24 protein-coding genes and 2 riboswitches are annotated in these 26,532 nt (G+C 37.1%); of the genes, 21 read left to right on the forward strand and 3 right to left on the reverse strand.

The genetic code is table 11. The features are described 5' to 3' along the window. Positions 1 to 150: 150 nt before the first annotated feature. The 5 genes from NQ185_RS19695 (at position 151) to NQ185_RS19715 (ending at position 5,040) form a co-directional block, all read left to right on the forward strand. Positions 151 to 1,095 (forward strand): carbohydrate ABC transporter permease, encoded by a 945-nt coding sequence (locus NQ185_RS19695; RefSeq protein ID WP_257583791.1) that lies wholly within the window; start codon positions 151 to 153, stop codon positions 1,093 to 1,095. Between the two features lie 16 nt (positions 1,096 to 1,111). Then, entirely contained in the window at positions 1,112 to 2,011 is a 900-nt protein-coding gene (locus NQ185_RS19700; protein WP_257583792.1) for a carbohydrate ABC transporter permease, read from the forward strand. A gap of 109 nt (positions 2,012 to 2,120) precedes the next feature. Continuing rightward, entirely contained in the window at positions 2,121 to 3,506 is a 1,386-nt protein-coding gene (locus tag NQ185_RS19705) for an extracellular solute-binding protein (protein WP_257583793.1), read from the forward strand. Between the two features lie 145 nt (positions 3,507 to 3,651). Continuing rightward, positions 3,652 to 4,032, forward strand: a complete 381-nt coding sequence (locus NQ185_RS19710; protein ID WP_257583794.1) for a hypothetical protein — start codon at positions 3,652 to 3,654, stop codon at positions 4,030 to 4,032. Positions 4,033 to 4,218: 186 nt separating this feature from the next. Then, complete coding sequence (locus NQ185_RS19715; protein WP_257583795.1) at positions 4,219 to 5,040, forward strand: STAS domain-containing protein; 822 nt, start codon at positions 4,219 to 4,221, stop codon at positions 5,038 to 5,040. A 37-nt stretch (positions 5,041 to 5,077) separates the two neighbouring features. Here the strand turns inward: NQ185_RS19715 and NQ185_RS19720 are convergent, their stop codons facing one another. Continuing rightward, complete coding sequence (locus NQ185_RS19720) at positions 5,078 to 5,566, reverse strand: QueT transporter family protein (RefSeq protein ID WP_257583796.1); 489 nt, start codon at positions 5,564 to 5,566, stop codon at positions 5,078 to 5,080. A gap of 8 nt (positions 5,567 to 5,574) precedes the next feature. Then, positions 5,575 to 5,619: riboswitch (PreQ1 riboswitch) on the reverse strand. A gap of 161 nt (positions 5,620 to 5,780) precedes the next feature. Then, positions 5,781 to 5,893, forward strand: a riboswitch (SAM riboswitch). Between the two features lie 96 nt (positions 5,894 to 5,989). Here NQ185_RS19720 and NQ185_RS19725 point away from each other — a divergent pair. The 7 genes from NQ185_RS19725 (at position 5,990) to NQ185_RS19755 (ending at position 12,331) form a co-directional block, all read left to right on the forward strand. Next, positions 5,990 to 6,127, forward strand: a complete 138-nt coding sequence (locus NQ185_RS19725) for a DUF2292 domain-containing protein (RefSeq protein ID WP_257583797.1) — start codon at positions 5,990 to 5,992, stop codon at positions 6,125 to 6,127. 459 nt (positions 6,128 to 6,586) lie between these two features. Beyond that, positions 6,587 to 7,459 (forward strand): ABC transporter ATP-binding protein, encoded by an 873-nt coding sequence (locus NQ185_RS19730; protein ID WP_257583799.1) that lies wholly within the window; start codon positions 6,587 to 6,589, stop codon positions 7,457 to 7,459. Next, on the forward strand, positions 7,456 to 9,582 hold the full coding sequence (locus tag NQ185_RS19735; RefSeq protein ID WP_257583800.1) for a hypothetical protein: 2,127 nt from the start codon (positions 7,456 to 7,458) through the stop codon (positions 9,580 to 9,582). The genes NQ185_RS19730 and NQ185_RS19735 overlap by 4 nt, the downstream gene beginning before the upstream one ends. Continuing rightward, positions 9,579 to 10,265: a hypothetical protein gene (locus NQ185_RS19740; RefSeq protein WP_257583801.1), complete on the forward strand. Its 687-nt coding sequence runs from the start codon at positions 9,579 to 9,581 to the stop codon at positions 10,263 to 10,265. Before NQ185_RS19735 ends, NQ185_RS19740 begins: the two co-directional genes overlap by 4 nt. Before the next feature lie 2 nt (positions 10,266 to 10,267). Next, positions 10,268 to 10,819, forward strand: coding sequence for an RNA polymerase sigma factor (locus NQ185_RS19745; RefSeq protein WP_257583802.1), 552 nt, complete (start codon positions 10,268 to 10,270; stop codon positions 10,817 to 10,819). Continuing rightward, positions 10,812 to 11,606 (forward strand): hypothetical protein, encoded by a 795-nt coding sequence (locus NQ185_RS19750; RefSeq protein WP_257583803.1) that lies wholly within the window; start codon positions 10,812 to 10,814, stop codon positions 11,604 to 11,606. The genes NQ185_RS19745 and NQ185_RS19750 overlap by 8 nt, the downstream gene beginning before the upstream one ends. Continuing rightward, positions 11,603 to 12,331: an ATP-binding cassette domain-containing protein gene (locus NQ185_RS19755; RefSeq protein WP_257583804.1), complete on the forward strand. Its 729-nt coding sequence runs from the start codon at positions 11,603 to 11,605 to the stop codon at positions 12,329 to 12,331. The genes NQ185_RS19750 and NQ185_RS19755 overlap by 4 nt, the downstream gene beginning before the upstream one ends. A gap of 31 nt (positions 12,332 to 12,362) precedes the next feature. Here NQ185_RS19755 and NQ185_RS19760 read toward each other — a convergent pair whose 3' ends face one another. After that, positions 12,363 to 12,575, reverse strand: coding sequence for a hypothetical protein (locus tag NQ185_RS19760; RefSeq protein WP_257583805.1), 213 nt, complete (start codon positions 12,573 to 12,575; stop codon positions 12,363 to 12,365). 68 nt (positions 12,576 to 12,643) lie between these two features. On the opposite strand from NQ185_RS19760, the gene NQ185_RS19765 reads away from it, so the two are divergent. Continuing rightward, positions 12,644 to 12,877, forward strand: coding sequence for an excisionase family DNA-binding protein (locus NQ185_RS19765; RefSeq protein ID WP_257583806.1), 234 nt, complete (start codon positions 12,644 to 12,646; stop codon positions 12,875 to 12,877). A gap of 65 nt (positions 12,878 to 12,942) precedes the next feature. Continuing rightward, positions 12,943 to 14,079 carry an HAD family hydrolase gene (locus NQ185_RS19770; protein ID WP_257583807.1) on the forward strand — a complete coding sequence of 379 codons (1,137 nt, stop codon included), beginning with the start codon at positions 12,943 to 12,945 and terminating at the stop codon, positions 14,077 to 14,079. Positions 14,080 to 14,343: 264 nt separating this feature from the next. Here the strand turns inward: NQ185_RS19770 and serA are convergent, their stop codons facing one another. After that, positions 14,344 to 15,954, reverse strand: a complete 1,611-nt coding sequence (serA, locus tag NQ185_RS19775) for a phosphoglycerate dehydrogenase (RefSeq protein WP_257583808.1) — start codon at positions 15,952 to 15,954, stop codon at positions 14,344 to 14,346. An 849-nt stretch (positions 15,955 to 16,803) separates the two neighbouring features. On the opposite strand from serA, the gene NQ185_RS19780 reads away from it, so the two are divergent. The 7 genes from NQ185_RS19780 (at position 16,804) to NQ185_RS19810 (ending at position 26,343) form a co-directional block, all read left to right on the forward strand. Then, the gene (locus tag NQ185_RS19780) at positions 16,804 to 18,000 is read left to right on the forward strand and encodes an MFS transporter (protein ID WP_257583809.1); all 1,197 of its coding nucleotides are present in this window, start codon (positions 16,804 to 16,806) and stop codon (positions 17,998 to 18,000) included. Positions 18,001 to 18,223: 223 nt separating this feature from the next. Further along, positions 18,224 to 19,210: a Gfo/Idh/MocA family protein gene (locus NQ185_RS19785; RefSeq protein ID WP_257583810.1), complete on the forward strand. Its 987-nt coding sequence runs from the start codon at positions 18,224 to 18,226 to the stop codon at positions 19,208 to 19,210. Positions 19,211 to 19,459: 249 nt separating this feature from the next. Next, entirely contained in the window at positions 19,460 to 21,568 is a 2,109-nt protein-coding gene (locus NQ185_RS19790; RefSeq protein ID WP_257583811.1) for a tetratricopeptide repeat protein, read from the forward strand. A gap of 17 nt (positions 21,569 to 21,585) precedes the next feature. Continuing rightward, positions 21,586 to 21,969 (forward strand): methylglyoxal synthase, encoded by a 384-nt coding sequence (gene mgsA / locus NQ185_RS19795; RefSeq protein WP_257583813.1) that lies wholly within the window; start codon positions 21,586 to 21,588, stop codon positions 21,967 to 21,969. Positions 21,970 to 22,285: 316 nt separating this feature from the next. Further along, on the forward strand, positions 22,286 to 24,019 hold the full coding sequence (locus NQ185_RS19800; protein WP_257583814.1) for an AAA family ATPase: 1,734 nt from the start codon (positions 22,286 to 22,288) through the stop codon (positions 24,017 to 24,019). Between the two features lie 167 nt (positions 24,020 to 24,186). Then, positions 24,187 to 25,383 carry a polysaccharide deacetylase family protein gene (locus tag NQ185_RS19805; protein ID WP_257583815.1) on the forward strand — a complete coding sequence of 399 codons (1,197 nt, stop codon included), beginning with the start codon at positions 24,187 to 24,189 and terminating at the stop codon, positions 25,381 to 25,383. Between the two features lie 201 nt (positions 25,384 to 25,584). Continuing rightward, entirely contained in the window at positions 25,585 to 26,343 is a 759-nt protein-coding gene (locus tag NQ185_RS19810) for a FixH family protein (RefSeq protein WP_257583816.1), read from the forward strand. The last annotated feature ends 189 nt before the right edge of the window (positions 26,344 to 26,532 follow it).

The raw sequence follows: 26,532 nt of genomic DNA on the forward strand, positions 1-26,532 counted from the left end.
GGATTTTGGTGTGTGTGTGGTAACCTCACTTTTATCCTAAAATTATGGGGGTGGCAAGTTTTTTGCTTATAAACCCTTTTATATCAAGGAATTATTAACTTTTTACTATAGATGTTTTGACAATACGACTTTGAAAAAAGGGGTGAAATAATGGAAAGGAAAGCCGATCTATCCATGAATAAAAGTATGGCGATTAAATCTCGCAAAAGGAAGAAATTCACATCAACTGATTGGGCGGGTTATTTGTTTTCAGCACCGTTAGTGATCGGTGTATTAGCATTTGCTATCTATCCCATGATCGGGGCTCTCGTATTAAGTTTTCAAAAGTCAGCTTCTTCATTTGGCGGCGAATGGATAGGACTATCAAATTACAAGTTTGTATTATCGGATTCAATCTTTTGGAAGTCACTATACAATACAGTTTACATGGGTATCTTGGCAGTAATATTAGGGACCGCTTTTTCTTTTATTCTCGCTACATTTATTCATAATATTCCATGGCTTCAGTGGAGAAATTTTTTTAAGGGAGTTTATTTTCTCCCCAACGTCGTTTCACTTGTTGCGACTAGTATTCTCTTTCAGTTCTTATTTAATCCGGGTAAGGAAGGACTTTTAAACTTCGTATTAAGTTTCGCAGGAATGGATCCTATTGGCTGGTTTACTAATCCAAGCTTTTCAAGGTTCAGTATTGTCTTAATGACCTTATGGGGAATGCTAGGATATAATACGATTATTTTCATCGCAGCATTGACGAGCGTGCCTAGAGACTTGTATGAAGCGGCGGAGGTTGACGGGGCCAATTGGTTTAAGAAGTGGCTTTACATAACAGTTCCTTATTTGAAACCAATCATCTTATTTATGGTCATCATTAGTACAATCAGTGCAATGAAGCGTTTTACGGATGTTTGGCTAATTGGAGGAACGGCAGGAAACCCAGCTGGTTCATTAATGACAGTCGTTTTATATATTTATAGAAATGCATTCCTCGCAAGTCAAATGGGTATAGCAACTGCTGCTTCGTATATCTTGTTCATGATTATCCTTATTTTGACAGTTCTTATGTTGCTATCAAATAGGAAAAGCAATCTTGATTAGAAGGGTGTGGATATAAATGAGCAACCCGCTCGACCTCTCAAATTTAAAAACAAAAGAACCAAATGTATTTCAAGGGAAATCATTGCAAAAATCTAGACTTTTAGGAAGCTTATCCCTTTTACTTGTCTTATTGGTAGGTTCTTTAATTATGATTATTCCCTTTGTTTGGATGCTGCTAACAAGTTTTGATTGGGCTGCAAGGCTTAATATTCCATTTCCGCCAAGGTTTTGGCCGAAGGATTTTTCTACGCGAACTTATGAACTCGCTTTCAAAAACATCCCGATGCTTAGATATATGATTAACTCTATGATTATTTCAATAGGCGTCATATTTGTGAGCATGATGTCGGCACTGTTGTCGGGGTATGCTATTTCCAAATTAAGATTTAAAGGATCGATGATTGTACTAGTTTTGGCTTTAAGTACGATGATGATTCCGTTTGAAATGACGATGATCCCTCAGTACTTGCTTTTTGCAAAAATAAAACTACTAGATACGTATTGGGCGTTCTATTTACCTGCACTTAACTATGCTTTTGGAACTTTCTTGGCAAAATCTTTTATTGATCAGCTCCCCTCTACACTTAGGGAGGCAGCAATCATTGATGGAGCTGGAGAATTTAAGGTTTTTTTCAAAGTATATTTTCCGCTATGTATCCCCATTATTGCAACGATGACAATTCTTCAGTTTTTAGGTGTATGGAATGACTTACTATGGCCGTTATTGGCCTTGAAAACACCAGATAAATATACCATTCAACTTGGTTTGGCGATGTTTACATATAATAAGAGCCAGCCACTTCCTTCCATCATCATGGCAGCAACTACCGTCAGCTTAATTCCAGTTATCACTTTATATTTATTCCTACAGCGTTATATTGTCGAGAGTATCGCCCTATCCGGTATTAAACAGTAAAAATTTTTTCTTTGGTCGATTGATTACCTTTTAGGAGGTGGTGCTGCTTTGTAATAATATAATCTATTTTGTTTTTCTTACGTTATAAAATCCTTTAAGGGGGCAAACAATGAAGAAATTTTTAGCAGTGTTTAGTGGTTTGCTTTTAGTTTTTACATTAGCGGCGTGTTCTTCTTCTTCCGGTGGGGGCAGTAAAAATAATAATAAGAAAAGTGATATTGAAGTAGTTTCGGATATGGAGGCAACAGTTCGGGTTTCTTTAGCTGGATGGCAGCTCGAGGATGGAATTGATGCGATTACAGGAATAGACAATATTGGATTTGAAACATTTTTAAAAGAAGAATTTTATCCTAGATACCCAAATATTAAATTGGAAGTTTATCAGGTTCCATGGGAAAATGCACAAGCGAAACAAACTGCCATGCTGCAATCGGATGATGTAGATTTAATTTATTCTGGTGGGGCCTTTGCTGCCCAATGGATGGAGCAAGGATTATTAAGAAGCATCGATGATTTATTGACAAATGACACCGGGTTTAATGGAGATATGTATTTGAAGGGAATTTGGGAAAACTCCTACAGTACTGTTGCTTATGATGGAAACACCCGCTTTGGACTTCCTGCTATCTTAGGAAAAAGGGTAACCATTTATGACAAAAAGATGTTTGAAGACTGGGGAGTTGAGCCATTATCCGAGAATCCAACACCTGAAGAAATATTGGATAAAGCAAAACAAATGACAGGTAAAAATCCTGTTACAGGTGAAGATAACTATGGATTATGGTGGAGCGGAAATGCACTTAATGCTTCAACGTTCGTTGCCTTGACCCATGCTTATGGAGCTGTTGGAGCTGTAGGTGCTTTGGATGATCTTAAAAATATTGAATGGAAATTAAATGAACCGGAAATGGTTAAAGTTTTGGAATGGATTAAGGCAGCAGCGAAATATCCACCAGTTGAGTTTGTAAACGGCCAAGGTGCTGAAAACTTTGGTATTGAAACAAATAATATTGCTATTGCTCTTGACCACTCCGGTGGTGCAACAATGGGTGAATATCGTGCTAATAAAGACCAAGAATTATTAAATCGCTTTGTTCCAGTATTAAACCTTGGACCTAAAGGTCAAGGATGGGTAGCGATGGACCCATTTGTCATGGCGAAGAATGCGAAAAACGTAGAAGCATCTTGGGAGGTAATGAAGTTTTTGGCAGGCTATGAAACTCAAAAATGGAATTATGAGAACTTCCAAGCTACACCGACTCTAGCAGAAGCGGACTTCGTATTACCGGAAGATAAGTTTGTAAAAAAAGCGATGGAAGTAGCAGACGTTTCTCCTTCTGTCATGATGGATGAGGCTAATCCATTCTTCAGTAGTGAAATTGCTCCGGCAATCAACGGATTTATCAGCCAAGCCGCAAATGACCAAGCTCCGGATATTCAAAAGTTTTTAGATGATTTACAAAAACGGGCGGTAGATTGGTCTGCAAGACAATAATATGTAGAGAAAAGGAAGTCTAAAACGCGACTTTCTTTTCTTTTTGTATTTTAACTACAGCATAATAGACATAACCATCTGAAAAGACATATAATATACGCATGCCTATATAATTACTAGATTTTATAAAAAAGGGGGGGAAAGCGTGTCTATTGCTCGTATATTAACTGGACTATGGAGAAATAGTACAGAAACAAGCGATCGTGCGAAAGATCCAAAATTAAAAACACGTTATTATAAAGTGAATAAACGTGTGCTTCTCGAAAAGATCACGTTTGTCGTTAATAATAAACTTCCTGGCTGGAAGTTGACGCATTTGGATGCGGAACGCGGTGAAATGCTAATTGAGAGAAAGACGATGAGGCAAAACCAAATGGTTGTAACCGTTCTTCAAGTTGAACCTTTACGCTGCAGTGTCGATATCGTATCAGCATACGAAGGTTTGGGAGATTTAGGTTTAAGTTACTTTACAGTTCTTAAATTCTTTGATGTGTTAAACAAAGAAGTTCCACCAGAAAAAAAGTAGTAAGAAATGCGAAAGCGCTATATTTCAAAAAAATAAGACCAGTTCCTGCTCAAAAATGGGGCTGGTCTTATGCTTTAGAGCATCGTAGCTTTGCAATCTGTCTTAGAAAATTAGGTTATGATAAGATTAAAAAGGATCAGGTTCAGGATTATGAGATTCAATTCACCAAAAAAGGGGAAAGATATCGTGGAATCTGCATATGATGAAATGGCGTTAAAAGAGTTTTTTATCGAAAATCGCCAAGAATTTGAAGAGAAGCTATTAGCTGAAGCAGTAAATGTCAGGGATAAAATTGATATCATTCATTCAATTGGTAATATTAATTTATTAGAAAATGCACACCTTCTTACTCTTTATGTAATTGAAGAAAGAGAGTCGGAGGTAATTGAATTTGCAAACCAAGAGGGAAAAATTTGGGCGAAATTTTCATTAACATTGGCTTTCAAGCTAGAGTGGCTTCACGCAATTAGAAGAACAATATGGACGTTTTTACACAGGTTTGACAGCATCAAAGATAATGCGATTAGTAAAGAAGAATTTTATAGTCTTGAAAACAAGATTAATAATCAAATCGACCAATTCTTGAATTGCTTTTTTATGAGCTATTCCGAATATAAGGATACATTAATAGAGAAACAAAATAGAATCGTAGAGCATCTTTCAGTCCCTATTATTCCTGTTACTGCAAAAACATGTGTCCTGCCTCTAATTGGACCCATTGATTCAAAGCGGGCTAATTTCATATTAGAAAAAGTACTAACTGAAATTTCTGTTTTAAAGATACAAACATTAATCTTTGATTTATCTGGAGTAGCCGAGATGGAACCCGATGTCATTGATCAGTTAAAAAGGGTCATTGACGGAACAGTGATAATGGGCTGTAAAGCAATTATATCCGGACTTCGGCCAGAAGTTGTAAAAAATATGGTTCTTCTAGGAATCACTTTTGAAGAAGCTAGTATAGTCGCATCCTTGGAACAAGCGCTAAAAAGTTATATTTCTGGATAAATGAAAAACCCCTTTCGCTCGAAAGGGGTTTTTGAGATTATGAAAGTAGTTTTTCAAAGTTAATTCTTTTATTTAGTGCCATGATGAGAGGAGCACCGATAATCATCACAATAAATTCTCCAATAGCGACAGTAAACCAAGTAATCCAAAATGGGAAGCCGAGTGCTAAGTTAAGCTCTATAGCAATTAGAAACATCGTAAAGGAAAAAATGATCGTATTAAAAATCATTCTTCCCCAAATGCTTTTGATAAATTTGCTTGAAAATATCGTAATAGATAAAGCGATAATCGATTGACCAACCCCGAAGATAAGATCATATAATCCCAACTCCGAAAATAACAAGTTTGCTATAAATACACCAACAACGACACCAAAAAAGTATTTCTTATTAAATACAACTAGATGGTTAAACATCTCAGATAATCGAAACTGGATGCTTGAAAAAGCGATTGGTTTAATCAAAAGAGTCACCACAATATAAAGTGCGGCTAAAATCCCATTGATTACCAATGTTTTTGTTTTCATATTCAATTCTCTCCCTAGTTTTTTTACGTGGGATGGTTTCGAACCACGTATTACGATTGTTGAAAAAAGTTCAACATCGTCTATTATAACTAATTTAGAGAATTTGTATAGCTTTTTTTGTATCACCAATGTGTTATAAAACATATTTGCCAGTTGACAACTCAATTTTTTCAAAATAGAATTAAGTTTAACGTTAAAATTCATATTTTCATAACTCTTATACAGAGAGGTGGAGGGACTGGCCCGTTGAAACCTCGGCAACCATTGAATCATTCGTATTCAAACGGTGCCAATTCCAGCAGATTTTAATGATCTGGCAGATAAGAGACGATGCTTAATTATAACAGCGCAGATCTCTTATTAATTTAAGAGGTCTTTTTTTATTCTGTTTTGTGCAAATTACGAATTTAGGGGATGAGGGGAATGGCGGAAAAAATAAAGGTGGATGACGACAAATTGGAAGTAATTGTGGATTCTCTAAGTAATATGCAATCTGGGGAGTTGCAAATTATCGTAGAAGATGGCAAAATCGTTAAGGTTATTCGGATTGAAAATTGGTGAGATTAACATTTGGAATGCAAAAAAAATGTAAAATTAATTTAATTAAATTTTAAAAAAAGTGAAACAGAATTGGATGATTCCATCCGATGCTGTTTTTTTCATTGTTTAGCGGGAAATCTTCACTTTATTCTTAATTAACGGATGAAATTTCAATTAGATCGTTAATCACTCCTGTACCATATGGAAGATAAAAATAATTGATGAACTGCCTCAATCCGCGTATTGAGACCATATGGAAGGTAAAAGTCATCAATGAACTTCCTCAATCGCCATATATTCTCGTAGCATGGATGAAAGTCAGAATTAATACGATAATCCTATACTGCTTTACAATGAAATATATTCAACTTTCTATCTTGGCGTAAAATCACCATGAATTGTGAAAAAAGTATATAAAGTGAAACATTTTATTTCTTCCTTACGTGTAAGGTGCAGAAAGGTTTTTTAGGGGGATATATGTTGACTATAAAAATAGAAGGATTACAAAAATCCTATCGTAAATTCCAAGCGTTAAAAAATATTAATCTACATATGGAAACGGGGTTATTCGGGCTTCTTGGCCCCAATGGAGCGGGGAAATCAACGCTAATGAAAATTCTTAGTACAATTCTTCCTTTTCAAGAAGGGATCGTAACAATTTACGATTTTGATTTAGTAAAAGAAGGAGATAAGGTGCGACGGCTGCTCGGGTATTTACCACAACATTTTAACGTGCCGCCCCAATTTACGGGGAGGGAATTTCTTCATTATGTTGCCTCCATGAAAGGTGTGACGGACCAGCAAGAAAGAAACGAGCAGGTAGAGAAGCTGCTGGAAGAAGTGAACCTTGTCCAGCATGCAAATAAAAAGATAAAAGGCTATTCAGGAGGAATGAAGAGAAGGCTTGGAATCGCCCAAGCTTTAATCGGAAATCCGAAATTAATTATCCTAGACGAGCCTACAGCTGGACTTGACCCATCGGAACGGATTCGTTTTCGAAATTTGATAGAAAAGTTGAGTAAAGACCATTCTATTATTTTATCAACCCATATCATTAGTGATATTGAATCAAGCTGTGAAAAAGTCGCAGTCATTAATCACGGTGAGGTTCTTTTCGAAGGATCCACCGAAGATTTAGCTGATATGGCGAAAAAAGTAGTTTGGGAGTTAGCAGCGCCTTTTTCCGAATACGATAAAGTAGAAAAAGAATATGTTATTATTTCTAGTCGAAAGGAAAAAGATCGAGTTGTTTTTCGAATTATTTCAAAGGAAAAACCATCTGGGGAAGTGACCCCTGTACAACCCTCCATTGAGGATGGCTATATGGCGATTATAAACGGGGTGATGTCATGAGCGTGATGAAATCCGTTTTTCAAAATGAAGGGTTGATCTTACTACGAAACAAATTTATGGTCATTCCGCCGCTCCTAAATATATTGTATTGGGTATATGTCATTATCTCTTATGAAATTCAGCCTATTCATTATGAAGAACGAGCAGCTGAATTCTACCAAAGCTTCATATGGATCCTGCTGCTAAACCTTCTCATTGTAATGCTTTTTGCCGTATATATGGCAAGTAAAGACAGAGATAACGATTTTGAACAATTAGTTGTAACTTACCAAGTGAAGAATGTGGATTGGATTATTGGGAAATGGCTGATCACTCAACTTTACGGTTTATGTATCACGGCCATTACGATTGTAGTTCAAGCTGTATGGTTTATAAGTGCGGAAATGACGATTGGGGATTGGTTTAAAAATATTTTTTACGTGTTCATGCAAATGGAAGGAGCATTTTTTATTCTGATCTCGATTGCATTTTTATTTGCGATATTGATTAAATCAATGATAGCGTATCTTGCTGTCCCAGCTCTTTTAGTACTAAGTTTACTTTTACCCTTTGACTATACTGGACGAGCCCAAGTATGGGATAATCCAAAGTTCCATTTATTAACTCCATTTGATTTTATGTTTATTGAAACTCCATATGAGGGGATATGGGGGATTCATTATGTGTTTAAAAATACAATTTACCATCAAAGTGCCATTGTTTTTTGGGGAATTGTAATTATCGCATTAGTTCTTTTATTGTTTCGACGTAATCGTAGAAGTAATATAGAGAAAAAGATGATTCCAATTATTATAACAATCTTCTTGATACCTACTATTGTTTTAAGTGGAATGCGTTACATTCAATATGACCATGCGCTAAAACACTATCTTTCAACAGGCCACCAATATAAAGAGTCGTTTTTAGGCGATGATGATGAGTCATTTTACGCTTGGATGAATTCCTATTATGAGGATTATAAAGATGATGAACCATATGAATTTGCAATGGAAAAAGCAAATTTAAGTGTGGAACTTCAAGAGGATGATCACATTGGCGTCCAAAGCGCCTTAACGATAAAAAATAACAGCACCGAGTCAGTAAATGATGTATACCTGACTTTATATCACGGGCTGAAAATTAATGATTGTACAAGCGATAAGGCTGTATCATGTTCACGGGAAGGAGATTTAATCACATTACATTTTGAACAAGCTATCCAGCCGAACGAAACATTTGACCTAAACCTTCATTATGACGGGAAAGTCTTGCAATATCGCGACGATGGCTATATCGAACAAGCTTTTATAAAAAAGGAACGAGTGTATCTTCCAAAAGAAGCGGGTTGGTATCCGTTAATTGGGAATCGTAATCTAGTCATTGCTCGGGACCATAATAATCTGTATGCACAGTTTGAACTAAGAAATGCTCGGCTTGTAGAAGATTTTCCCACGGAGTTTTTAGTTGAGATAAAAAGGAAAAATCAAAAAACTCCGCTTGCATTGACGATTCCCGCAGTAAGTAAAGATAGGTTTAAAGGAACATCCCAATACGGTCTTTCTTTGGTAGGGGGAAACTTTAAGGAAGAGAGTATAGGCTCGATTAGAGTTGTTGCACATCCTGAAGTATTTAATGGTGCTAAAAACGTGATAAAAAGATATCAAAGCGCTTGGAGTTTTGTGGAGGACTGGCTAGGGATTACGATGAGTCCCTCTGTTATTTATGTCATGAGTCATAACTATTATTATCTTACAAAAAATGGCGCTAATCACGATTTTTTTGTGATGAGAAGTGCAGATTTGGATGATTGGGATATTGCATATGAAATAATTAATGAAATATCCCCAGAAATCTCTGAAGGTTACAATGACGATTTTAGAATAATCAATGATGCGATGGAATGGCTGATTATGGATCATTTACATGAACAGATTAGTTTTACAGAATGGTATAAATCAACATGGTGGGGTGCTGGCGAGGATCTTACACCTTTAAATTTATTGCATCCTTATGAGGAAAAAGGTTTGGAATCATTCAAAGAGGTGGTAAAATATCTTCTCAATGATTGGAAAGGCCTTGACAACAAACTGGACTTTGACATGGAAGAAGCCTTAAAGCAATACGAAGGAGAATCAACACGATGAAGGGATGTTTGGTTCGGCTGCGGCTATTTTTAAAACTATGGTTTACTTCAATATATTCTCTTATGTCCATTTTGCTTATTCCGATTGTCGGTCTAATTATTTTCAACTACGGGTCGTATACTGTAGATGATGTATCTAGCCTTATTTATGAAAAAACAGCCACAATATGGTTTGTATTTATTATTCAATGGAGCTTTTCGATCGATTTGGATTCGAAATTTTACAATCAGCTTATCACGTATCCGATAGCGAAGTGGAAATTCTTATTAGAGAGGGCATTATTTTCAGCCGTTATATTTTTCGGATTAACAAGTATTGTGACGATTCCTTTAGGTTTTATTTATGGAAAAGTGATGTGGCAAGGCTTCGTTTTTACCATTCCAGTATATTTGGCTTTAGTAGGATTCTCCATCCTGGGAACTATGATAGGGAAGCATTCACTCGGAGGAATTATAGCTGGAATTTTCTTTTGGATGATGATCCTATTCGGTGGTCCATTATTGCGTGATTTAAATGCAATTTTGCTTATTTATGGAAGTGTTGAAAGCTTTGTAAGTGGAGACAGCGGATTTTTAGCAGTTGAAAACCGTTGGATCCTTTTAAACCGATTGTTTTATATCGGACTAGGAGTATTATGTATGGTAGTAGCTATTTTTATAAATAATCGAAAAACGGGGGGATAAGAATGCAAGACGAAGACTATATGCGACAGCTGACCCTTGGGATAGATTCTGCGTTCGATATCCTTGTTTTCCGATATCATAAACCTTTGTATGGCTATGTTTATAGATTGTTGGGTGATGAGAAATTGGCGGAAGACATTGTTCAAGAAACGTTTCTCAAAATCTATCAACAAGGACAAAAAGGCTTTGTTCCTGAACAATTTAAACCGTGGATGTATAAAATTGCGACTAATACTTGTAAGGATTATTGGCGGAAACCCACTTCCCGGCTTGAATATGTGACAGATAAGGAGATTGAAGGAAAAGGGCACGTTCATCACATTATTGATCATCAGCTTGAACGCCAATGGATGGTAGAATCATTGAATCAACTCTCACTTGATTATCGGACAGTTCTTTATTTGCGTTTCTATCAGGATTTGAAATACTCGGAAATCGCACTCGCTTTAGATATTCCTATAAATACTGTAAAAACGCGTATTGCACGCGGCTTAAAACAGCTGGAAAACATTTTGGTTGAGGATGAACGGAAAGGGGTTGGGGTCAATGAGTGAAAATCAAGAACTTTCAAAAACGGAAAAAGAGTGGAAGACTCATTTTGAAAGATTTACTGCCCCGGAGCCGACGAGAGAAATGACGCTCGATTTGATTCAACGAATTAAGAATATTGAGGAGAATGAAAGTCCGGTTGATTTGCGCCTGGAGCTAGAAATGACGCAACATTCCCTGTCAACTAAATCCAAAATAGTAAATATGTTTCTATCACAATGGAATTTTTACGGTATGACGAGCTGGCTGCTGACTGGGCTTCTTATGATTGCCATCACTTTTACCATTAGTGAAAATTATGGTGATGCTATTACTGGATTCGCAAGCTGGATTAAGTGGATCACGCTTCTTGTCATTGCGGCAATTGGTTATTCGTTCCGATCTAAAAATGAAGGAAATGAGATCATTGAAACATTAAGTTATTATCCGATGATACAACAAATATTTACCCGGTTTATGATTGTAATGGGATTCCAATTAGTACTGGCGCTCCCATTATGTTTTGTCGTTGTAGGGAAAGAAAGCACGATATTGTATTTAGTGAGTTCCTTTATTCCTGTTTTCTTTTTTGGCGTGATCGGTTTTGCAGCGATTTTTTGGTTAGGGCAAAAAATAGGGTTGTCGATTGCTTTGGTCATTTGGTTCAGTCAAGTATTATTAAAGAAAAAGCTTTTGTTCCTAGCTCCAAGTGATGATTATTTTCTAGTCGTGAATGGGATCATTTTAAGTATTTCTATTCTTATATTGAGCAGTGTTTTATTTAAGAGACGATTTCCGGTGAATGTGGAATGAGAATAGCACTAAACAACGTGGAATACGCGATTGAAAACACGAAGGTATTAAATGATATTTCGTGTTCACTATCTAAAGGGATTACATATGTTGTTGGAAATAATGGTGCCGGGAAATCTACACTTTTGAAACTTCTCACAACAGCCATACAACCGGATGACGGGGAAATCAATTACTCATTATTAGTCAGAGATGAACGAGTTGGGACATACAGAAGAAAACTAAGTATTGAAGAGATTAGAAAAATCATTGGTTTTCTTCCACAACATTTTACTGGACATTTAGATATGACAGTTGAAAATTATGTAACATACATCGCTTTTCATAAGGGAATACCACGGAAGCTTGTAAAAAAGATGGTTGCCCATTGGCTAAAGGAAAGTAATTTAACACAAGTAAAACGGAAGAAGCTTCGTCACCTTTCAGGAGGGCAAAGGCAAAAAGTTGGTTTCGTTCAGGCCCTCATCAATCTACCGCGAATTTGTATTTTGGATGAGCCGTTTGAAGGTTTGGACATCGGGGAGCGATTAAGCTTTCGACGCATTCTTGAACGACTTTCTTATCACAGTATAATTATAATTAGTACTCATTTAGTCGATGAGATACAGCTGGCTGGTGATGATAGATTAATCTATTTGAGCGAAGGGAAAATCGCATATTATGGCGGGATGGACGGGCTTGAGAATGTAAAACAAGAATTAAAAGAAGCATGGATGGATCAATGATGATAAGGATCCATTCATGCCTTTTCTTTGATTATTCAACATTTTTACCTCTTGTAAGCTTTTCAAAATTTTTCATATCGTCATTCGGAAGCTCGGAAACGTGAAATGAATTTTGTTTTCCAGTAATATTTATATTCAGTCCCATTTGCGCACTTTGCATACCCGGATCATTAATAACATCTTCATATTCCCCGTCAAAATGGGGAGTAGCCTGCGAACCTGTATCCCTTGTTTTTCTAGGCATTTTTTGATCACTCCTTTAAATATAAGGATGGTATTATATAATTAGAATTATGCGTTGGGGTGATAAAAATGTATTTAACTATTGAAGAAACAGCAGAGTATTTATCCGTTTCTATTCCTTATGTAGAACAATTAATTTTACAAGGGAAAATTCGTTTTTTGCGGGATAGTGATGGGGAAGTTTTGATTTATAAGGAACAATTCAAAACACATTTTGAGCAGCTTGAAAAATATAAGGTACTAGTAGAAGAATTGGCGAATGAGCCGATTCCAGAAGATGTAGATGTAAAAGATGAGGATTGAAACTAGGTAATACTATGGTACACTAAAGTGTAGAAGTGCCGAACATGTATGCAAGGAGACGGATTATGATAAAGACGGTTTTGTTTGATGTGGATGGGGTTTTACTAAGTGAGGAACGTTATTTTGATGCCTCAGCATTAACAGTTTGGGAAATATTATACAGCCGAAATTACTTGGGATTAGATTCGGGAAAATTTAAGGTGAATTATTCTGATGCTGAAATCGAGGTAATTCGTGCTGCAGTTTTTGAAAACGATCTTGTTCTAAAGTTTCAAAAGTCCTGCGGATTAAACGCAAATTGGGATATGATTTATCTGACTGTAGCATATCAGCTCATTCTTCTTTTAGAACAAATAAAAGATTCCGAACAGGTTAAGAATTGGGTTTCCAAAGAAATTGATCGTAATGTTTTATTAGAAATTGGAAATGCAGTAGCTGGAAAAGATCTACATCTAGATTTTGCTGCATTTCTTGATGACTTTGAACAATCAGAACGTACGAAAGAAGGCTTATTTTCACATCTTGATTTTTTAGCAAAAGAAAAGCTCGGGGTCGAAAGGACTTTGTTTGGTGAAATAGGGGAATTCTGGTCAACTTGTGAACATGTTTCTCAAGAGTGGTATGTAGGGGATAAGCATGTATTGGCCTCGACAGGTCGACCTTCCGTCCAAATTGGAAAAGAAGGATTTTTATCCGCCGAAAAGGTTTTAGCGCCGACAGAAGACATTACGGCATTGTTTGAATCATTGAAAAAAGCAGGAGTTACAATCGGTATTGGAACAGGACGACCAGAGCTCGAGACAATTGAGCCATTTAAATATTTAGGCTGGTTAAAACATTTTGATGTAAACTACATAGTTACGGCCGATGATGTTCTTGCTGCCGAAAGGACTTTTCCAGCAGCATCGGCACTTTCAAAACCACATCCATTTACATATGTTAAGGCATTGTCCGGAAAAGTGAAGACAGATCAGGAATGTATTGATGAAGCGATGCCGATTCCTAACGGGAAGGAAACATTGATTGTAGGGGATTCTTTTGCAGATTTACTCGCTGCTCGGAAAATGGGATGCACGTTTGCCGCTGTTTTGACAGGATTGTCAGGTAAAGACGCAAGGGAAGAGTTTGAAAAACACAATACAAAATACATTCTAGATAGTGTATTGGATGTAAAAGATTTAGTGCTTTCATTAGTAAAATAAAAATATCCGGAGGAAGATCCCGCTTCCTTCGGATATTTTTATTTGGTATTACGGTTAGCCAGATCATGATGAACAAAACCGTTGCACGATTTAAAAACCTGTCCATCAAAGTAGTCATGATGGACAAAACCTTTTCATGATTTGAAAACCTGTCCATCAGATTGTAAAATCCTTGAGAGATTCAAAAAACAAATCTGTACAAAAGCAGTAAAAAGTGGACAGAACCCCATACATCCCCGGGGTTCTGTCCAATTTATCTAAAGGTTAACTCATCACTGGAACTCCGCCATTTGGCAGTTCAAGGAATTGTGCATATTCTAGACCTCTTATTACTGTTAAAGCATGAATCACGTCTTTATCGGCAATTTTATCAAGAGTAAGTACCATGATTGCTTCGCCGCCAACTTCGGACCGCCCAACCTGCATTGTACCGATATTAATGTCAAAATCACCGAGTGTTGAACCGACGCGGCCAATCATGCCTGGGATATCATGATGTTTTATATACAACAGATATGGCTCCGGACGAATGTCAATACGATAATCATTCATTTTAACAATGCGGGCTCCATAACCGTTCAAAACAGTTGCTGCAATATTGGACTTGACGCCATCTCTATAAAGGGTAAGTTCTACGTAACTTGCAAAACCTTTACTCTTAGGATGTTTAGAAACGTTGGAAGATACGCCTTGATCCTTTAACAAATGATGAGCGTTGATAAGATTTACTGTATCTCCTAAATGGTGGGACAGGATGCCTTTAACTATTGTACGAGTTAGTAAATCTGTATTTTCTTTCGCAAGCTCACCATAATAATTGATTTCCACGTTGTCGGGAGCTTCTTTTAATAATTGAATAGCAAGCATTCCCATTTGTTCTCCGAGAGTAATAAATGGCTGAAGTTTCTTATGAGTCTCACCAGAAATTTGCGGCATATTGACCGCATGGCTAATGGATTGTGTTTCAAAAATTTCGATGATTTCTTCACTTACTTCATGTGCCACTTTTTCTTGGGCTTCAACTGTTGAGGCGCCAAGATGCGGTGTTACGATGACATTTGGATGAGATAATAACTCCATATTTGTTGAAGGTTCTGATTCAAATACATCAAGTGCGGCTCCAGCAACTTTTCCTGAATTTAATGCTCTTACAAGAGCTGCCTCATCGATTATTCCTCCACGGGCACAATTGATGATGCGTACGCCAGCTTTTGTTTTAGCTAAATAGTCATCATTAATAAGGCCACGTGTTTCTTTAATAAGTGGTGTATGGATGGTAATGAAGTCAGCTTCTTTTGCAATATCATCTAACGATGCTTTCTTGATTCCAAGCTGATCTGCTCTATCTTCAGTCAAATATGGATCGTAGCCTAAAATCTTCATCCCAAAGCTTTTAGCCCGCATAGCTACTTCTGTTCCAATTTTCCCCATTCCTACAACGCCAAGTGTCTTTTCAAACATTTCAACACCTTTAAAAGAATTGCGCTCCCATTTTCCAACTGAAGTTGAGGCATGGGCCTGAGGGATGCTTCTTGCCAATGAAAGCATCATTGCCATCGTCAGTTCCGTAGCAGAAATTGTGTTGGCACCTGGCGCGTTAATGACGATGATTCCTTTTTTAGTAGCTGCTTTAACATCAATGTTATCAACGCCGACACCAGCACGAGCGATTACTTGTAATTTATCCGCATTTTCTAAAATATCAGCGGTCACCTGCGTTTGGCTGCGAACAATTAATGCATCGTAGTTTGAAATGATTTCTTTTAATTCTTCAGCCGGCAGACCTGGTTTTTTATCGACTGTGTAATTTGGATGATCATAAAGTGCCTTTAAACCACTGTCACTAATTGCATCTGATACGAGAATTTTATACATGATATATCAATATCTCCTCTGCTATGTTGTTTAGTTTTTCTTTCATGTCTAGCTCCAGCGCCTATCGACTAGCAAACTTCTTGTCATTCTCCCTACGATAAGTCAACATCAGGTGAAATTTGAAAAGCCAATTTCACTTGCTCGTCTTGTCTAGCTGCAGTCGCCAGCCCCTCGAGGTCAAATAACCTGAGTCAATAAAAGTCAAAGTACAGACTTTTTTTGCCTCAGAACATTTGCTTGTCGGGGCTGATCAGGCGACTTCCGCTTTTCCAACCTCGCCGTGTTTCCTTTATCTCAGTCGAATGCCCGAAGAAGGAACGTCGACTAAGAAACGCCACGTCCTGTGGCGACGTCGACGGACCCACATCCTATGGGCCTGTACGTCGATACACAGGCGCTTGCGCTTTTCTTACCAAAATGAAAACGCCCCCATAACAAGTGCATTCGCCAAGTTATGAGGGACGTGATATCGTGGTGCCACCCTCGTTCACTGATTAAATTATCAGCCTCGAGTCGATAACGGCGGGTGCCGGGCGTAAAGCCAGTTCAGAAGTGCTGGGCAACATTAGACAATACATCGGTTTTCACCAACCACCGACTCTCTTAGCTATTATCTAAAAGCCTTCTTCATCATTACATATAATTATTTTAGTTGTCGAATTGAATATACAAAATATTCTACCACAAGAAGTTCATGATGCAAGAGGTTGAAGAAATATTTTCAATAAAAATTTGTGATTATGCTTCTACCAAGTTTGCATGGAGACAGTATTATTTGTTTATGGGGTTAAACAAAGCTATAATATAGTTCATTATAGACTACTATTTTATTGAAAAGAGTAAAGTCACATGAAATTCTCTAAAAAATTTGCTTTATATATATTAATGTTCAATATGTTTATCACATTTAGTGCGATTGGAATTATAGTTCCCGTTATGCCAACTTACCTGAAAACCTTTGGAGCTGCTGGACAAGCACTAGGCTTTATGATAGCGATTATTGCTTTTGCACAATTTATTTTCTCTCCAGCTGCGGGCAATTTATCAGATCGCCATGGCCGAAAAAAATTAATCATTTTCGGCCTTTTATTGAATGGTCTTTCTCAAATTGCTTTTGGACTTTCTACTGAACTTTGGATGCTTTATCTTTGTCGATTTTTTACCGGAGTTGGTTCTGCCTTTATCGTTCCACCAGTGATGGCCTATACTGCCGATATCACAACTAATGAAGAGCGTGGAAAAGCAATGAGCTGGCTTGGTGCTGCAATTTCATTGGGTTTTATGATTGGTCCAGGAATTGGCGGTTTATTATCCAATATTAGCCTGCATTTCCCATTCTATTTTGGAGGGTCCGCTACAATCTTGGCCGGAATTTTGTCTTTAATGATCCTACCATCAATCAAGCCTGGAATTAAGGAGCGACCAAAAGGACTGCAGAAGGGAGAAAATATAATACAACAAATGAGCCGCTCTTTTAAAACAAGCTATTTTGTTTTATTAATCGTTGTATTTGTATTTTCCTTTGGAATTGCTAACTTCCAATCCACTTTAACGATGTTTTTGACATATAAATTTAATTATACGCCAAATGACATTGCTATTGTCATTACAGTTGGCGGCTTTATTGGTGTCATTGTTCAAGGGTTTGCACTTAATAAATTATTTGATGCGTTCGGTGAAATGAGGATTATTTTATTTGGTCTGTTTGTAGCAGCAATCAGTCTTTATGGCATGTTATTTGTCAGCAGTTTTTACATCATTTTATTCGTTGCGACTATATTCTCAACCGCGACTACTTTAATTCGACCGGCCGTTAATACGTTAATTTCAAAAGCTGCTGGCGATGAACAAGGATATGCCGCAGGTATGAATAATTCCTACATGAGTTTAGGAAATATGATCGGGCCGGCATTAGCTGGTACCTTATTTGACTGGCATAGGGACATACCATTTACATTTGGTGCAATTATATTACTTGGCTGTTTCATCCTAACGTATATTTGGACTAAAAATACAAGGGCTCGGCAACAGAATGCATCACAGTGATGACAAGCGAGTTAAGGGCCTTTAATCAGATACTAAAGATTTACGGGGACATCTCCTGAGTAACTGCTTGCCCAGTTATATTGCAGGGGGTGTCTTTTCTTTTATTCGGATGATTAAAGTTGATTATTCGATAAAATTCTATCTTTTAAATGCAAGATTCCCGCAAATGAAATATAGTAAGAATAAACATATAAAGATTTTCATTATAATGGGAGGGTAAGGGATGATTCGCTTTGGAATAATTGGGACGAATTGGATTACAGAAGAGTTTATTCGTTCCGCTCAAAATATAGAGGATTTTCAACTTTCTGCTGTTTATTCTCGAACTAAAGAAAAAGGACAGAAGTTTGCAGCAAAATATAATGTGGAAACCGTTTATACAAATATAGAGGAAATGGCTCAAAGTGATGGTTTAGATGCCGTTTATATTGCAAGTCCAAATTCCTTTCATGCAGAACAATCTATAATATTCCTTCAAAATGGTAAACATGTCTTATGTGAAAAACCTATTGCTTCTAACCCTACTGAACTGGAAAAAATGATTCAAATTGCTAAAAATCATCATGTTTTATTGATGGAGGCGTTGAAAACAACATTGCTTCCGAATTTCATTGCAGTTCAGGAAAATTTACATAAAATTGGGACGGTAAGAAGGTTTTTTGCTAATTTCTCAAAATACTCATCTCGCTATGATGCCTATAGAGAGGGGACTATATTAAATGCATTTAATCCTATTTTTTCGAATGGTTCTTTAATGGATTTGGGTATTTATTGTGTATACCCCCTTGTTGTTTTATTTGGGGAACCAAAAAAGATTCAAGCTAACGCTGTTATGCTTGAATCAGGTGTAGATGGAGGTGGGAGCCTGATTTTACAATATGATAATTTTGAAGCGGTTTTGACTCATTCCAAAATCGTCAATTCTTATATTCCATCAGAAATCCAAGGTGAGGACGGGAGTATTATCATCGATGAAATTTCGACACCAGAAAATGTAGAAATCCGGTACCGAAATGGAAAAACGGAAAAAATTGGTCAACCTTATACTGTTCCTTCTATGTATTATGAGGTAGAAGAGTTTATTAAGGTGATAAAATCTGGAACAATGGAATCTAAAGTCAATTCTTATGAAAATTCCTTAATAACTGCTCGTATTCTATCCGAAGCAAGAAGGCAGATAGGACTTACGTATCCTGCTGATATAGGCTAGGATATCGATGTCTAGCTCCAGCGCCTCTCGACTAGCAAACTTCTTGTCCTTTTCACTTGCGTAGTCAACATCGGCTCGTTACTCGCCGTGTTTCCTTTATCTCAAGTCTCGGGCCGAAGAAGGAACGTCGACTAAAACCGCCACATCCTGTGGCAACGTCGACGGACCCACATCCTGTGGGCCTGTACGTCGATGGGCAAGGCGCTCCCGCATTTCTAATTAAAATTCATTTGGAAGACGGTGATATAAATGGGGTTAGAAGAAAACTTAATCCAAAAAACACACTATCAGACGTTTGTATTGGATAATGAAAAACGACATCCTATTAATATATTGGGGGACTTATTTTTTACAGAACAAAAAAAGGATCTTCCCGATCTATCTATGATCCGTTTTGCACAAGGTGAAGCTTATTATCATTGCCAAGATTATGAAGCTGCCATTTTTAAGTGGGAAAGTATTCATAATGACCTAGAGCCATGGGCTAGAAAAAATATGGCAGATGCTTATATGGAACTCGAATTATTGGATACGGCAGAGAATATTTATCAAACAATTAAGACCGATTCACTAACACTCACTACAGAAATTACCCTTCAACTGTTTGGGTTGTACTTTGCAAAAGGTAAGTTATCTGAAGCTAAGCAGATGATTCTTAATGCTGTCGGTGTAAATCCCGATTATCCGAATGTAACAAAATTGGCCCGTGCTTTTTTTGAAAATCAGGAAGATTGGAATCAGGCCATTGAACTTGCTGCTAACGAAGCTATTCGTACAAAGTCCAAAAATTGGTATAAAACGTTAAATTCTTATATTGATGAAGGGCGCGCAAAATATCACGATCCATCCTTTTTTGCTCCAGTACTAACGGTTATAGCGCAGGATGATTTTATACAATTTGAGGATATTGTTGCGGGACTTTGGGCGAATTATAAAAATCAAAATACTTATCACGCATGGCTGCATGTAATAAACGACGTAATCATGGAAAATAAAGTAGCGAATGCCGGTCGCTTATCCAAGTTATTTGAGAGCTCGTTTATTGAATTGGTCAATGGTTTTTACGATTTTTCAGTAGTAGAAAAAATTGTACCTCCGTTTTTAAAAGCATGGCAAAAAGTTACCGATGCAAATAATGCCCTGTATGTCTCTACGGCAATTTTGGGGTGGAATGATATTTTTTCTGAAACACTTGGTGGTGAAACTGTTGAAAAGGCAGAGTTCGATTTATCCAAGGTCAATCACAATATCGATATTTTTCGCGAATGCATTGAAATCTTTCAATCTATTAAAAATTGGGCAGAATCTAGTCAATTGGTTGTTGGGCAAAATATCGAATGGATCATACACGATGAAGACATGGATCAGCATGAACTGACAACAAACCTTTTATTAGCTATTAGCAAAAGTATTTCAAGTTTGCTTGAACAACAAGAAAAAACATCTCAATTATTAGCGGAATCAATCCAAGAAGATGATGATATTTTAACGAGGATGCAAGGATCGATTCATCAACTACAGGATTTGGAAGAGGAAAAAGTACAAGTTATCAGAGTAGCCTACAACAATATCAAGGAAGAAATTAAAGCGGATTTACAAAAAATGATTCCAAAATTAATTCGGGAATCATCGGAAATAATAAAAGAAGATAGTGATTTTGGAAAAATTCATTTAGATTTAAATGAAGAGATGAATAAAAGAATTGACGAATATTTAAATAATATGATTATCCCAATTTTTATTCGATCACTTGAGGATTGGATTTCCTTTTCACAAATGGAACTATCAAAATGCCAAGATCAAATTACAGAATGGGCTGACGGATTTAACGCTTTATTTGCTGAGGAAAAATTGACACTTCTTTGCGATTTTCAAATCATTGACGATTGGAAAAGGGATATCGACAGGATGACGAGTTCGGTCCTTATTGAAAAAGAAAATATACTACTTAGAAGAACACCTTCTCAAGTGCTGCTTAAAGGCGCTGGGAAATTATTTGGAGCAATCCCAAAAAATAATGCTTTACTTGCTAATACGTATAAAAGCTATATACAAAACGAAACGTACCAAGAAACAACTTACTCCATTACAACAAAGTTTTTCCAACAGTTTGAATTACTTGAAAAAGCAATTGGCAGAGATGTTCATATTTTCTTTCGAGAGCCGTTAAGTATATTGAAGCATACTGTAGATGAACTTGATGAAAAGGTAGAAAACAACAAGTCAGATTTAGCAAAAATTAAAAAAAATCCGGAGCTATTCCGTAATCGTTTAAAACTATATGAGGTAAGACTACGTCAATACGAGTGGATAAATTATAGTAAGCGTATTGATAGGGAATCAGCAGAGAAATTCTAAACTTGGGGGGAAAGATGATGAAAATAGCATTGATTGCACACGATAAAAAGAAAGATGATATGATCCAATTTGCTACTGCCTATAAATTAGTTTTGCAAGAGCATGAGTTGTTTGCTACAGGTACAACAGGGACAAAAATAATGGAAGCAACAGGATTAGATATTCACCGTTTCCAATCAGGACCACTTGGAGGCGATCAGCAAATTGGAGCGTACATCGCCCAAAATGATATGGATATGATCATCTTTTTCCGCGATCCGTTGACAGCTCAGCCTCACGAACCGGACGTTTCAGCTTTAATGCGTCTTTGTGACGTGTATGGTGTACCACTTGCGACAAATATGGGAACAGCAGAAATTTTAATTAGGGGTTTGGAGAAAGGATTTCTCGACTGGCGTTAATTAAAATTTACGAAAAGAACCTTGATATTTTTCAAGGTTCTTTTTTACATGCGAAAAATAAAATCTTCATACAAATGTCATAAAATGTATAATGACCATTATATTAAAATAATGTTATACTTATTGCTAGATTCTTATTTAAATAATGTCTAGCGCAAGCAGCTATCGACTAGCGAACTACAAGACTTCTCCCCACGATAAGTCAACATCGATTCGCCTGAAGGCTCATCGTGTTTCCTTTATCTTAGCCGAATTCTCTGTAATTAGTACGTCGATGATCGAGACGCTTGCGCTTTTTATAAAAGGAGATGGAACAGTGAGATCAAATTCCAGAATCGCATCGAAGATTGTTCCTTTAGCCATTGGTATTGTTGTTGTAGCAGTAGTCATTTTATGGACAGTTCTGACCATGAATAAAGGGACTGTCATTCCATTTTCAGCTATCGAAAAAACAATTCAAGCTCAAAATGGCGATCTCGTAACTCTTAAAGAAATGTCAGACGGTACGATTTATATAGACACTCCGCAGGGAAAATATGTTTCACATTTTCGTCCCAATAGCCCGTTAGTGGAACAACTTGTAAAAAAATATAATATTAACTATAAATACTCTGACGGAAGCCGGGCAGGAAATTGGATAATTGGTGGGATCTTAATCCTTTTAATTGCCGCAGCTGTCATTGTCCAGAAAAAAGGCGGAATCGGCGTTGCAAAAATGAAACATAGTACGTCAAAGCCGTTACCTCTTCCAACCATCACACTGGACGATATTGGCGGCTTGCCTGAGGAAATGAAAGAAGAAATCCATCAGACATTGGAAATCATTAAAAATCCAGACCGCTCCTCAAAAATTGGAATTAAAGCACCTAAAGGGATTTTATTATACGGTCCTCCGGGTACGGGAAAAACATTACTTGCCCAAGCAATTGCAAATGAAATCGGAGCAAGCTTTTTTTCGGCAAGTGGATCTGCATTCACTGAACTATTTGTTGGGGTAGGTGCTGCCCGCATTCGAGGATTATTCGAAAATGCAAGAAAACAAACTCCAGCTGTCATTTTTATTGATGAAGTTGATGCACTTGCAGGAAAAAGAAAGCAGCATGGTGGCGAGGAAGCGGAGAAAACATTGACTGAATTGCTTGTCCAACTTGATGGTGGCCATGCCAATGACGGAATCCTTTTCATTTCAGCAACGAATAGAAAAGATATGTTGGATGATGCTTTCCTTCGTCCAGGAAGAACCGACTTTACATTTCAAGTGCAATTACCTGATACAAAAGGAAGAAAAGAAATCATTGATATTCACACAAAAGGAAAAAGATTGTCTCACGAGGTATTTGCTTCTTTAAATACTCTCGCTGAAAGTACAACTGGTTTTTCAGGTGCACAAATTAGCAATTTATTTGAATCAGCAAGTAGAAAAGCTGTTCGCGAAGGCCGCGATGTTGTAAATATGGAGGATTTGGATTATGCCATTGACCGAACCATTCTTGGAAATACTTCGCGAGCTTTAAATGATCCTGACACAAAACGCCGCGTTGCCATCCATGAAGCTGGCCACGCCCTTATTCAAGCATTAACAAAACCAGGATCAGTCCGTAAAGCAACCATTATACCTCGTGGACAAGCTTTGGGATATGTTGCTCCTATTCAAAAAGAACTTCATTTAACGACAACAAGTGAATTATTGGATCAAGTGAGCATGATTCTTGCAGGAGGCGTAGCGGAGCGTATCTATCTTGGAGAGCATAGTATCGGTGTAAGTGGAGATGTTCAGCAAGCAAAGCAAATCTTAGAGGATATGGTCGAAACAGGTATGCTACAAGATGGATTTACTTTAACCTTCCAAAAACAAGCTAAAGATGAAAAAATGCAGGAATTGTTCCAACAAGCATTGGAAAAAACAGAGCTTATGATTAACGCGCATCAAGCTGAATTTGCTAATTTAGTAGGAATGCTGTTGAAGAAAGAGACATTAGATGGATTAGAAGTGCAAGAAATTGTGACCGGAACAAGTTCTTCTCGACAAGATGGACTAGCAATCAACTAATCTCTTCATTCCCTTCATCAAATTTTTTTGAGAAGGGATTTTTTTCTGCCCAATTATTAGTTAAAATATATTACAATTAAACTGTAATAATTGTAACCTTTTTGTAACGCTTTTTATAAGAATGTGTTTTATGATATTAGTAGAATCATGTCGAGGGGTTGAAGGGATTGAAGGGGTCGGGAAAGAAAAGAAGAAAATTAAATCGTTTAGGGAAAATTACGTTAGGCTCATTTATTTTATTTTGTATGGTTCTAACCTATTTCATCTGGGATGGAATCGCTGAAAAAAATGCTGCCGCACGAAAAAATATACTGATGCCGACAAAAATTGTAGAAAATGTAAATGCAAAAGATAGACAGTCTGATAGCATTGAAGGCAAAACAAATATGGCAAAAGAAAAGAATCAAGACGAACAAGGTTTAGAAAGTGATGAACAAATCATAGATCCGAAAAAAAATGATCAAACTACCAATGATGAAAATAAGAAGCATGAGCAAGAATTAGAGAAGCATAAACAAGAAATAGAAAAACAAAAACAAGAATTAGAAAAGCGTAAACAAGAAATACGAAAGCATGAAGAAGAACTTAATAAACAAAAAGAAGAAACAGAAAAGCATAAGCAAGAAATAGAGCAACATCAAAAAGATGTAAAGCAACATAACGAAAATTCCAAGAAGGATCAGCAACAATCAGAACAACCAGCAAATGAAAAGCCCCCTGTTAAAACACCTAAAAAAGAGCAGCCTAAAGAAAAGGCTCCAGCCAAAACAGGCAAAATTGTTTATTTGACATTTGATGATGGTCCTCATGCAGTTTCAATGGATATTTTAAAATTACTAAAAAAATACAACGCAAAAGCTACTTTTTTCATGCTTGAACCAAATATGAGAAATTATCCTAAGGCGGTAAAAGCAATGGTGAAAGATGGGCATGCTGTAGGTGTTCACGGGGTATCCCATGATGTCTCTAAAGTGTACCGTTCACCAGCCAGCTTCGTAGGAGAAATGAATAAGGCAATTGCCTTCATACAAAAGACAACTAATGTGCAAACACATCTTATCAGAGCTCCATACGGATCAAAGCCATACGTTACAGCTCCATTCAAAGCTGAGGCTAATAAAGAAAATATGATTTTATGGGACTGGAATATTGACTCAACTGATTGGAAAATGACGAACGGGGCTTACGTAAATAGTGTCATTCAACAAACGATACAATTTAATAAAAAAGAGCCATTGATCGTATTAATGCATGAAAAGCCAACCACACTGGCTCATTTAGAAAAACTATTAAAGTATTATAAAGATAACGGTTATGAAATGAAAGCAGTGGATGAAACGATGAGTCCAGTTCAGTTTAAATAGTATAAATTATAGGGTTAAAAATATGTATTGATGGGAATACATGAGCACAGGTGATGACGTCCTTGTGCTTTTTTATGTTGTCCAAATCATGACAACTTTTACTCATTCACTAAATAGTAACATTGCACTTCCACCAGAGACATACTATTATTGTAAAATGGTTGTATATTCACCCAATCAATAGCATGGAGGAGAACCGATTTGAAGAAAACACTATGGACTATAAGTGTAAGCATGCTTGTTCTTTTATTAGCAGCTTGTAATAGCGGAACGAATAACAGTTCAGAAGATGATATCCCTAAAATCATTGAGGTTAGTTTAGAAGTTCAAGAGACAGCAGATGTGAATGAGGAAGTTCCATTTAAGGCGACCGTCATACAAGGGGATGAAAAAGTTTCCGATGCTGACGAGGTCGTATTTGAAGTGTGGGAAGAAGGTGAAAAAGACGATAGCGAAATGATTGATTCTGTTAATAATAAAGATGGCACGTATGAAGCAAAAAAAGCATTTGATCGGGATGGTCTATTTACGGTCCAAGTTCATGTCACGGCTCGCGGGTTACATACGATGCCTAAAAAGTCAGTCACAGTCGGTGAGGGTGCAAAAGAAGAACAAGCACATGAAGATCACGGCCACGGAGACCACGAACATGGCAATCATTCGGAAGACTTTAGCATGCACTTTATGAAACCTGACTCCATCGATAGAGGCAAAGATACGGAATTTGTTGTCCATCTACAGGATCATGATCAACCATTGGAGAAAGCCCGCGTCCGCTATGAAATTTGGAATGATGATATATCTGATAAACATGAATGGGTAGATGCCAGCGAAACGAAAGCTGGGGAGTACAGTGGAAAACATGTATTTAATGAAACGGGAGTGTATTCCATTAAAATTCACGTTCAAAATGATGAAGGATTACATGAACATGAAGAATACGAGTTGGAAGTAAAATAAAAACCTGGGATCCCAGGTTTTTATTTCGTATTAGATAGTATTATTCGTGTTTACTGGCCGTCGCGTCGTGTTTACTGGCCGTCGCGTCGTGTTTACTGGCCGTCGCGTCGTGTTTACTGGCCGTCGCGTCGTGTTTACTGGCCGTCGCGTCGTGTTTACTGGCCGTCGCGTCGTGTTTACTGGCCGTCG

The organism is Lederbergia panacisoli (genome assembly GCF_024626525.1).
GTDB lineage: Bacteria > Bacillota > Bacilli > Bacillales > Bacillaceae_C > Lederbergia > Lederbergia panacisoli.

What these genes read in the sequence shown, in the direction of transcription:
- NQ185_RS19695 (WP_257583791.1), top strand. Translation starts at nt 151, where the DNA reads ATGGAAAGGAAAGCCGATCTATCCATGAATAAAAGTATGGCGATTAAA.
- NQ185_RS19700 (WP_257583792.1), top strand. Translation starts at nt 1,112, where the DNA reads ATGAGCAACCCGCTCGACCTCTCAAATTTAAAAACAAAAGAACCAAAT.
- NQ185_RS19705 (WP_257583793.1), top strand. Translation starts at nt 2,121, where the DNA reads ATGAAGAAATTTTTAGCAGTGTTTAGTGGTTTGCTTTTAGTTTTTACA.
- NQ185_RS19720 (WP_257583796.1), bottom strand. Translation starts at nt 5,566, where the DNA reads ATGAAAACAAAAACATTGGTAATCAATGGGATTTTAGCCGCACTTTAT.
- NQ185_RS19725 (WP_257583797.1), top strand. Translation starts at nt 5,990, where the DNA reads ATGGCGGAAAAAATAAAGGTGGATGACGACAAATTGGAAGTAATTGTG.
- NQ185_RS19735 (WP_257583800.1), top strand. Translation starts at nt 7,456, where the DNA reads ATGAGCGTGATGAAATCCGTTTTTCAAAATGAAGGGTTGATCTTACTA.
- NQ185_RS19740 (WP_257583801.1), top strand. Translation starts at nt 9,579, where the DNA reads ATGAAGGGATGTTTGGTTCGGCTGCGGCTATTTTTAAAACTATGGTTT.
- NQ185_RS19745 (WP_257583802.1), top strand. Translation starts at nt 10,268, where the DNA reads ATGCAAGACGAAGACTATATGCGACAGCTGACCCTTGGGATAGATTCT.
- NQ185_RS19750 (WP_257583803.1), top strand. Translation starts at nt 10,812, where the DNA reads ATGAGTGAAAATCAAGAACTTTCAAAAACGGAAAAAGAGTGGAAGACT.
- NQ185_RS19755 (WP_257583804.1), top strand. Translation starts at nt 11,603, where the DNA reads ATGAGAATAGCACTAAACAACGTGGAATACGCGATTGAAAACACGAAG.
- NQ185_RS19760 (WP_257583805.1), bottom strand. Translation starts at nt 12,575, where the DNA reads ATGCCTAGAAAAACAAGGGATACAGGTTCGCAGGCTACTCCCCATTTT.
- NQ185_RS19765 (WP_257583806.1), top strand. Translation starts at nt 12,644, where the DNA reads ATGTATTTAACTATTGAAGAAACAGCAGAGTATTTATCCGTTTCTATT.
- NQ185_RS19770 (WP_257583807.1), top strand. Translation starts at nt 12,943, where the DNA reads ATGATAAAGACGGTTTTGTTTGATGTGGATGGGGTTTTACTAAGTGAG.
- serA (WP_257583808.1), bottom strand. Translation starts at nt 15,954, where the DNA reads ATGTATAAAATTCTCGTATCAGATGCAATTAGTGACAGTGGTTTAAAG.
- NQ185_RS19780 (WP_257583809.1), top strand. Translation starts at nt 16,804, where the DNA reads ATGAAATTCTCTAAAAAATTTGCTTTATATATATTAATGTTCAATATG.
- NQ185_RS19785 (WP_257583810.1), top strand. Translation starts at nt 18,224, where the DNA reads ATGATTCGCTTTGGAATAATTGGGACGAATTGGATTACAGAAGAGTTT.
- NQ185_RS19790 (WP_257583811.1), top strand. Translation starts at nt 19,460, where the DNA reads ATGGGGTTAGAAGAAAACTTAATCCAAAAAACACACTATCAGACGTTT.
- mgsA (WP_257583813.1), top strand. Translation starts at nt 21,586, where the DNA reads ATGAAAATAGCATTGATTGCACACGATAAAAAGAAAGATGATATGATC.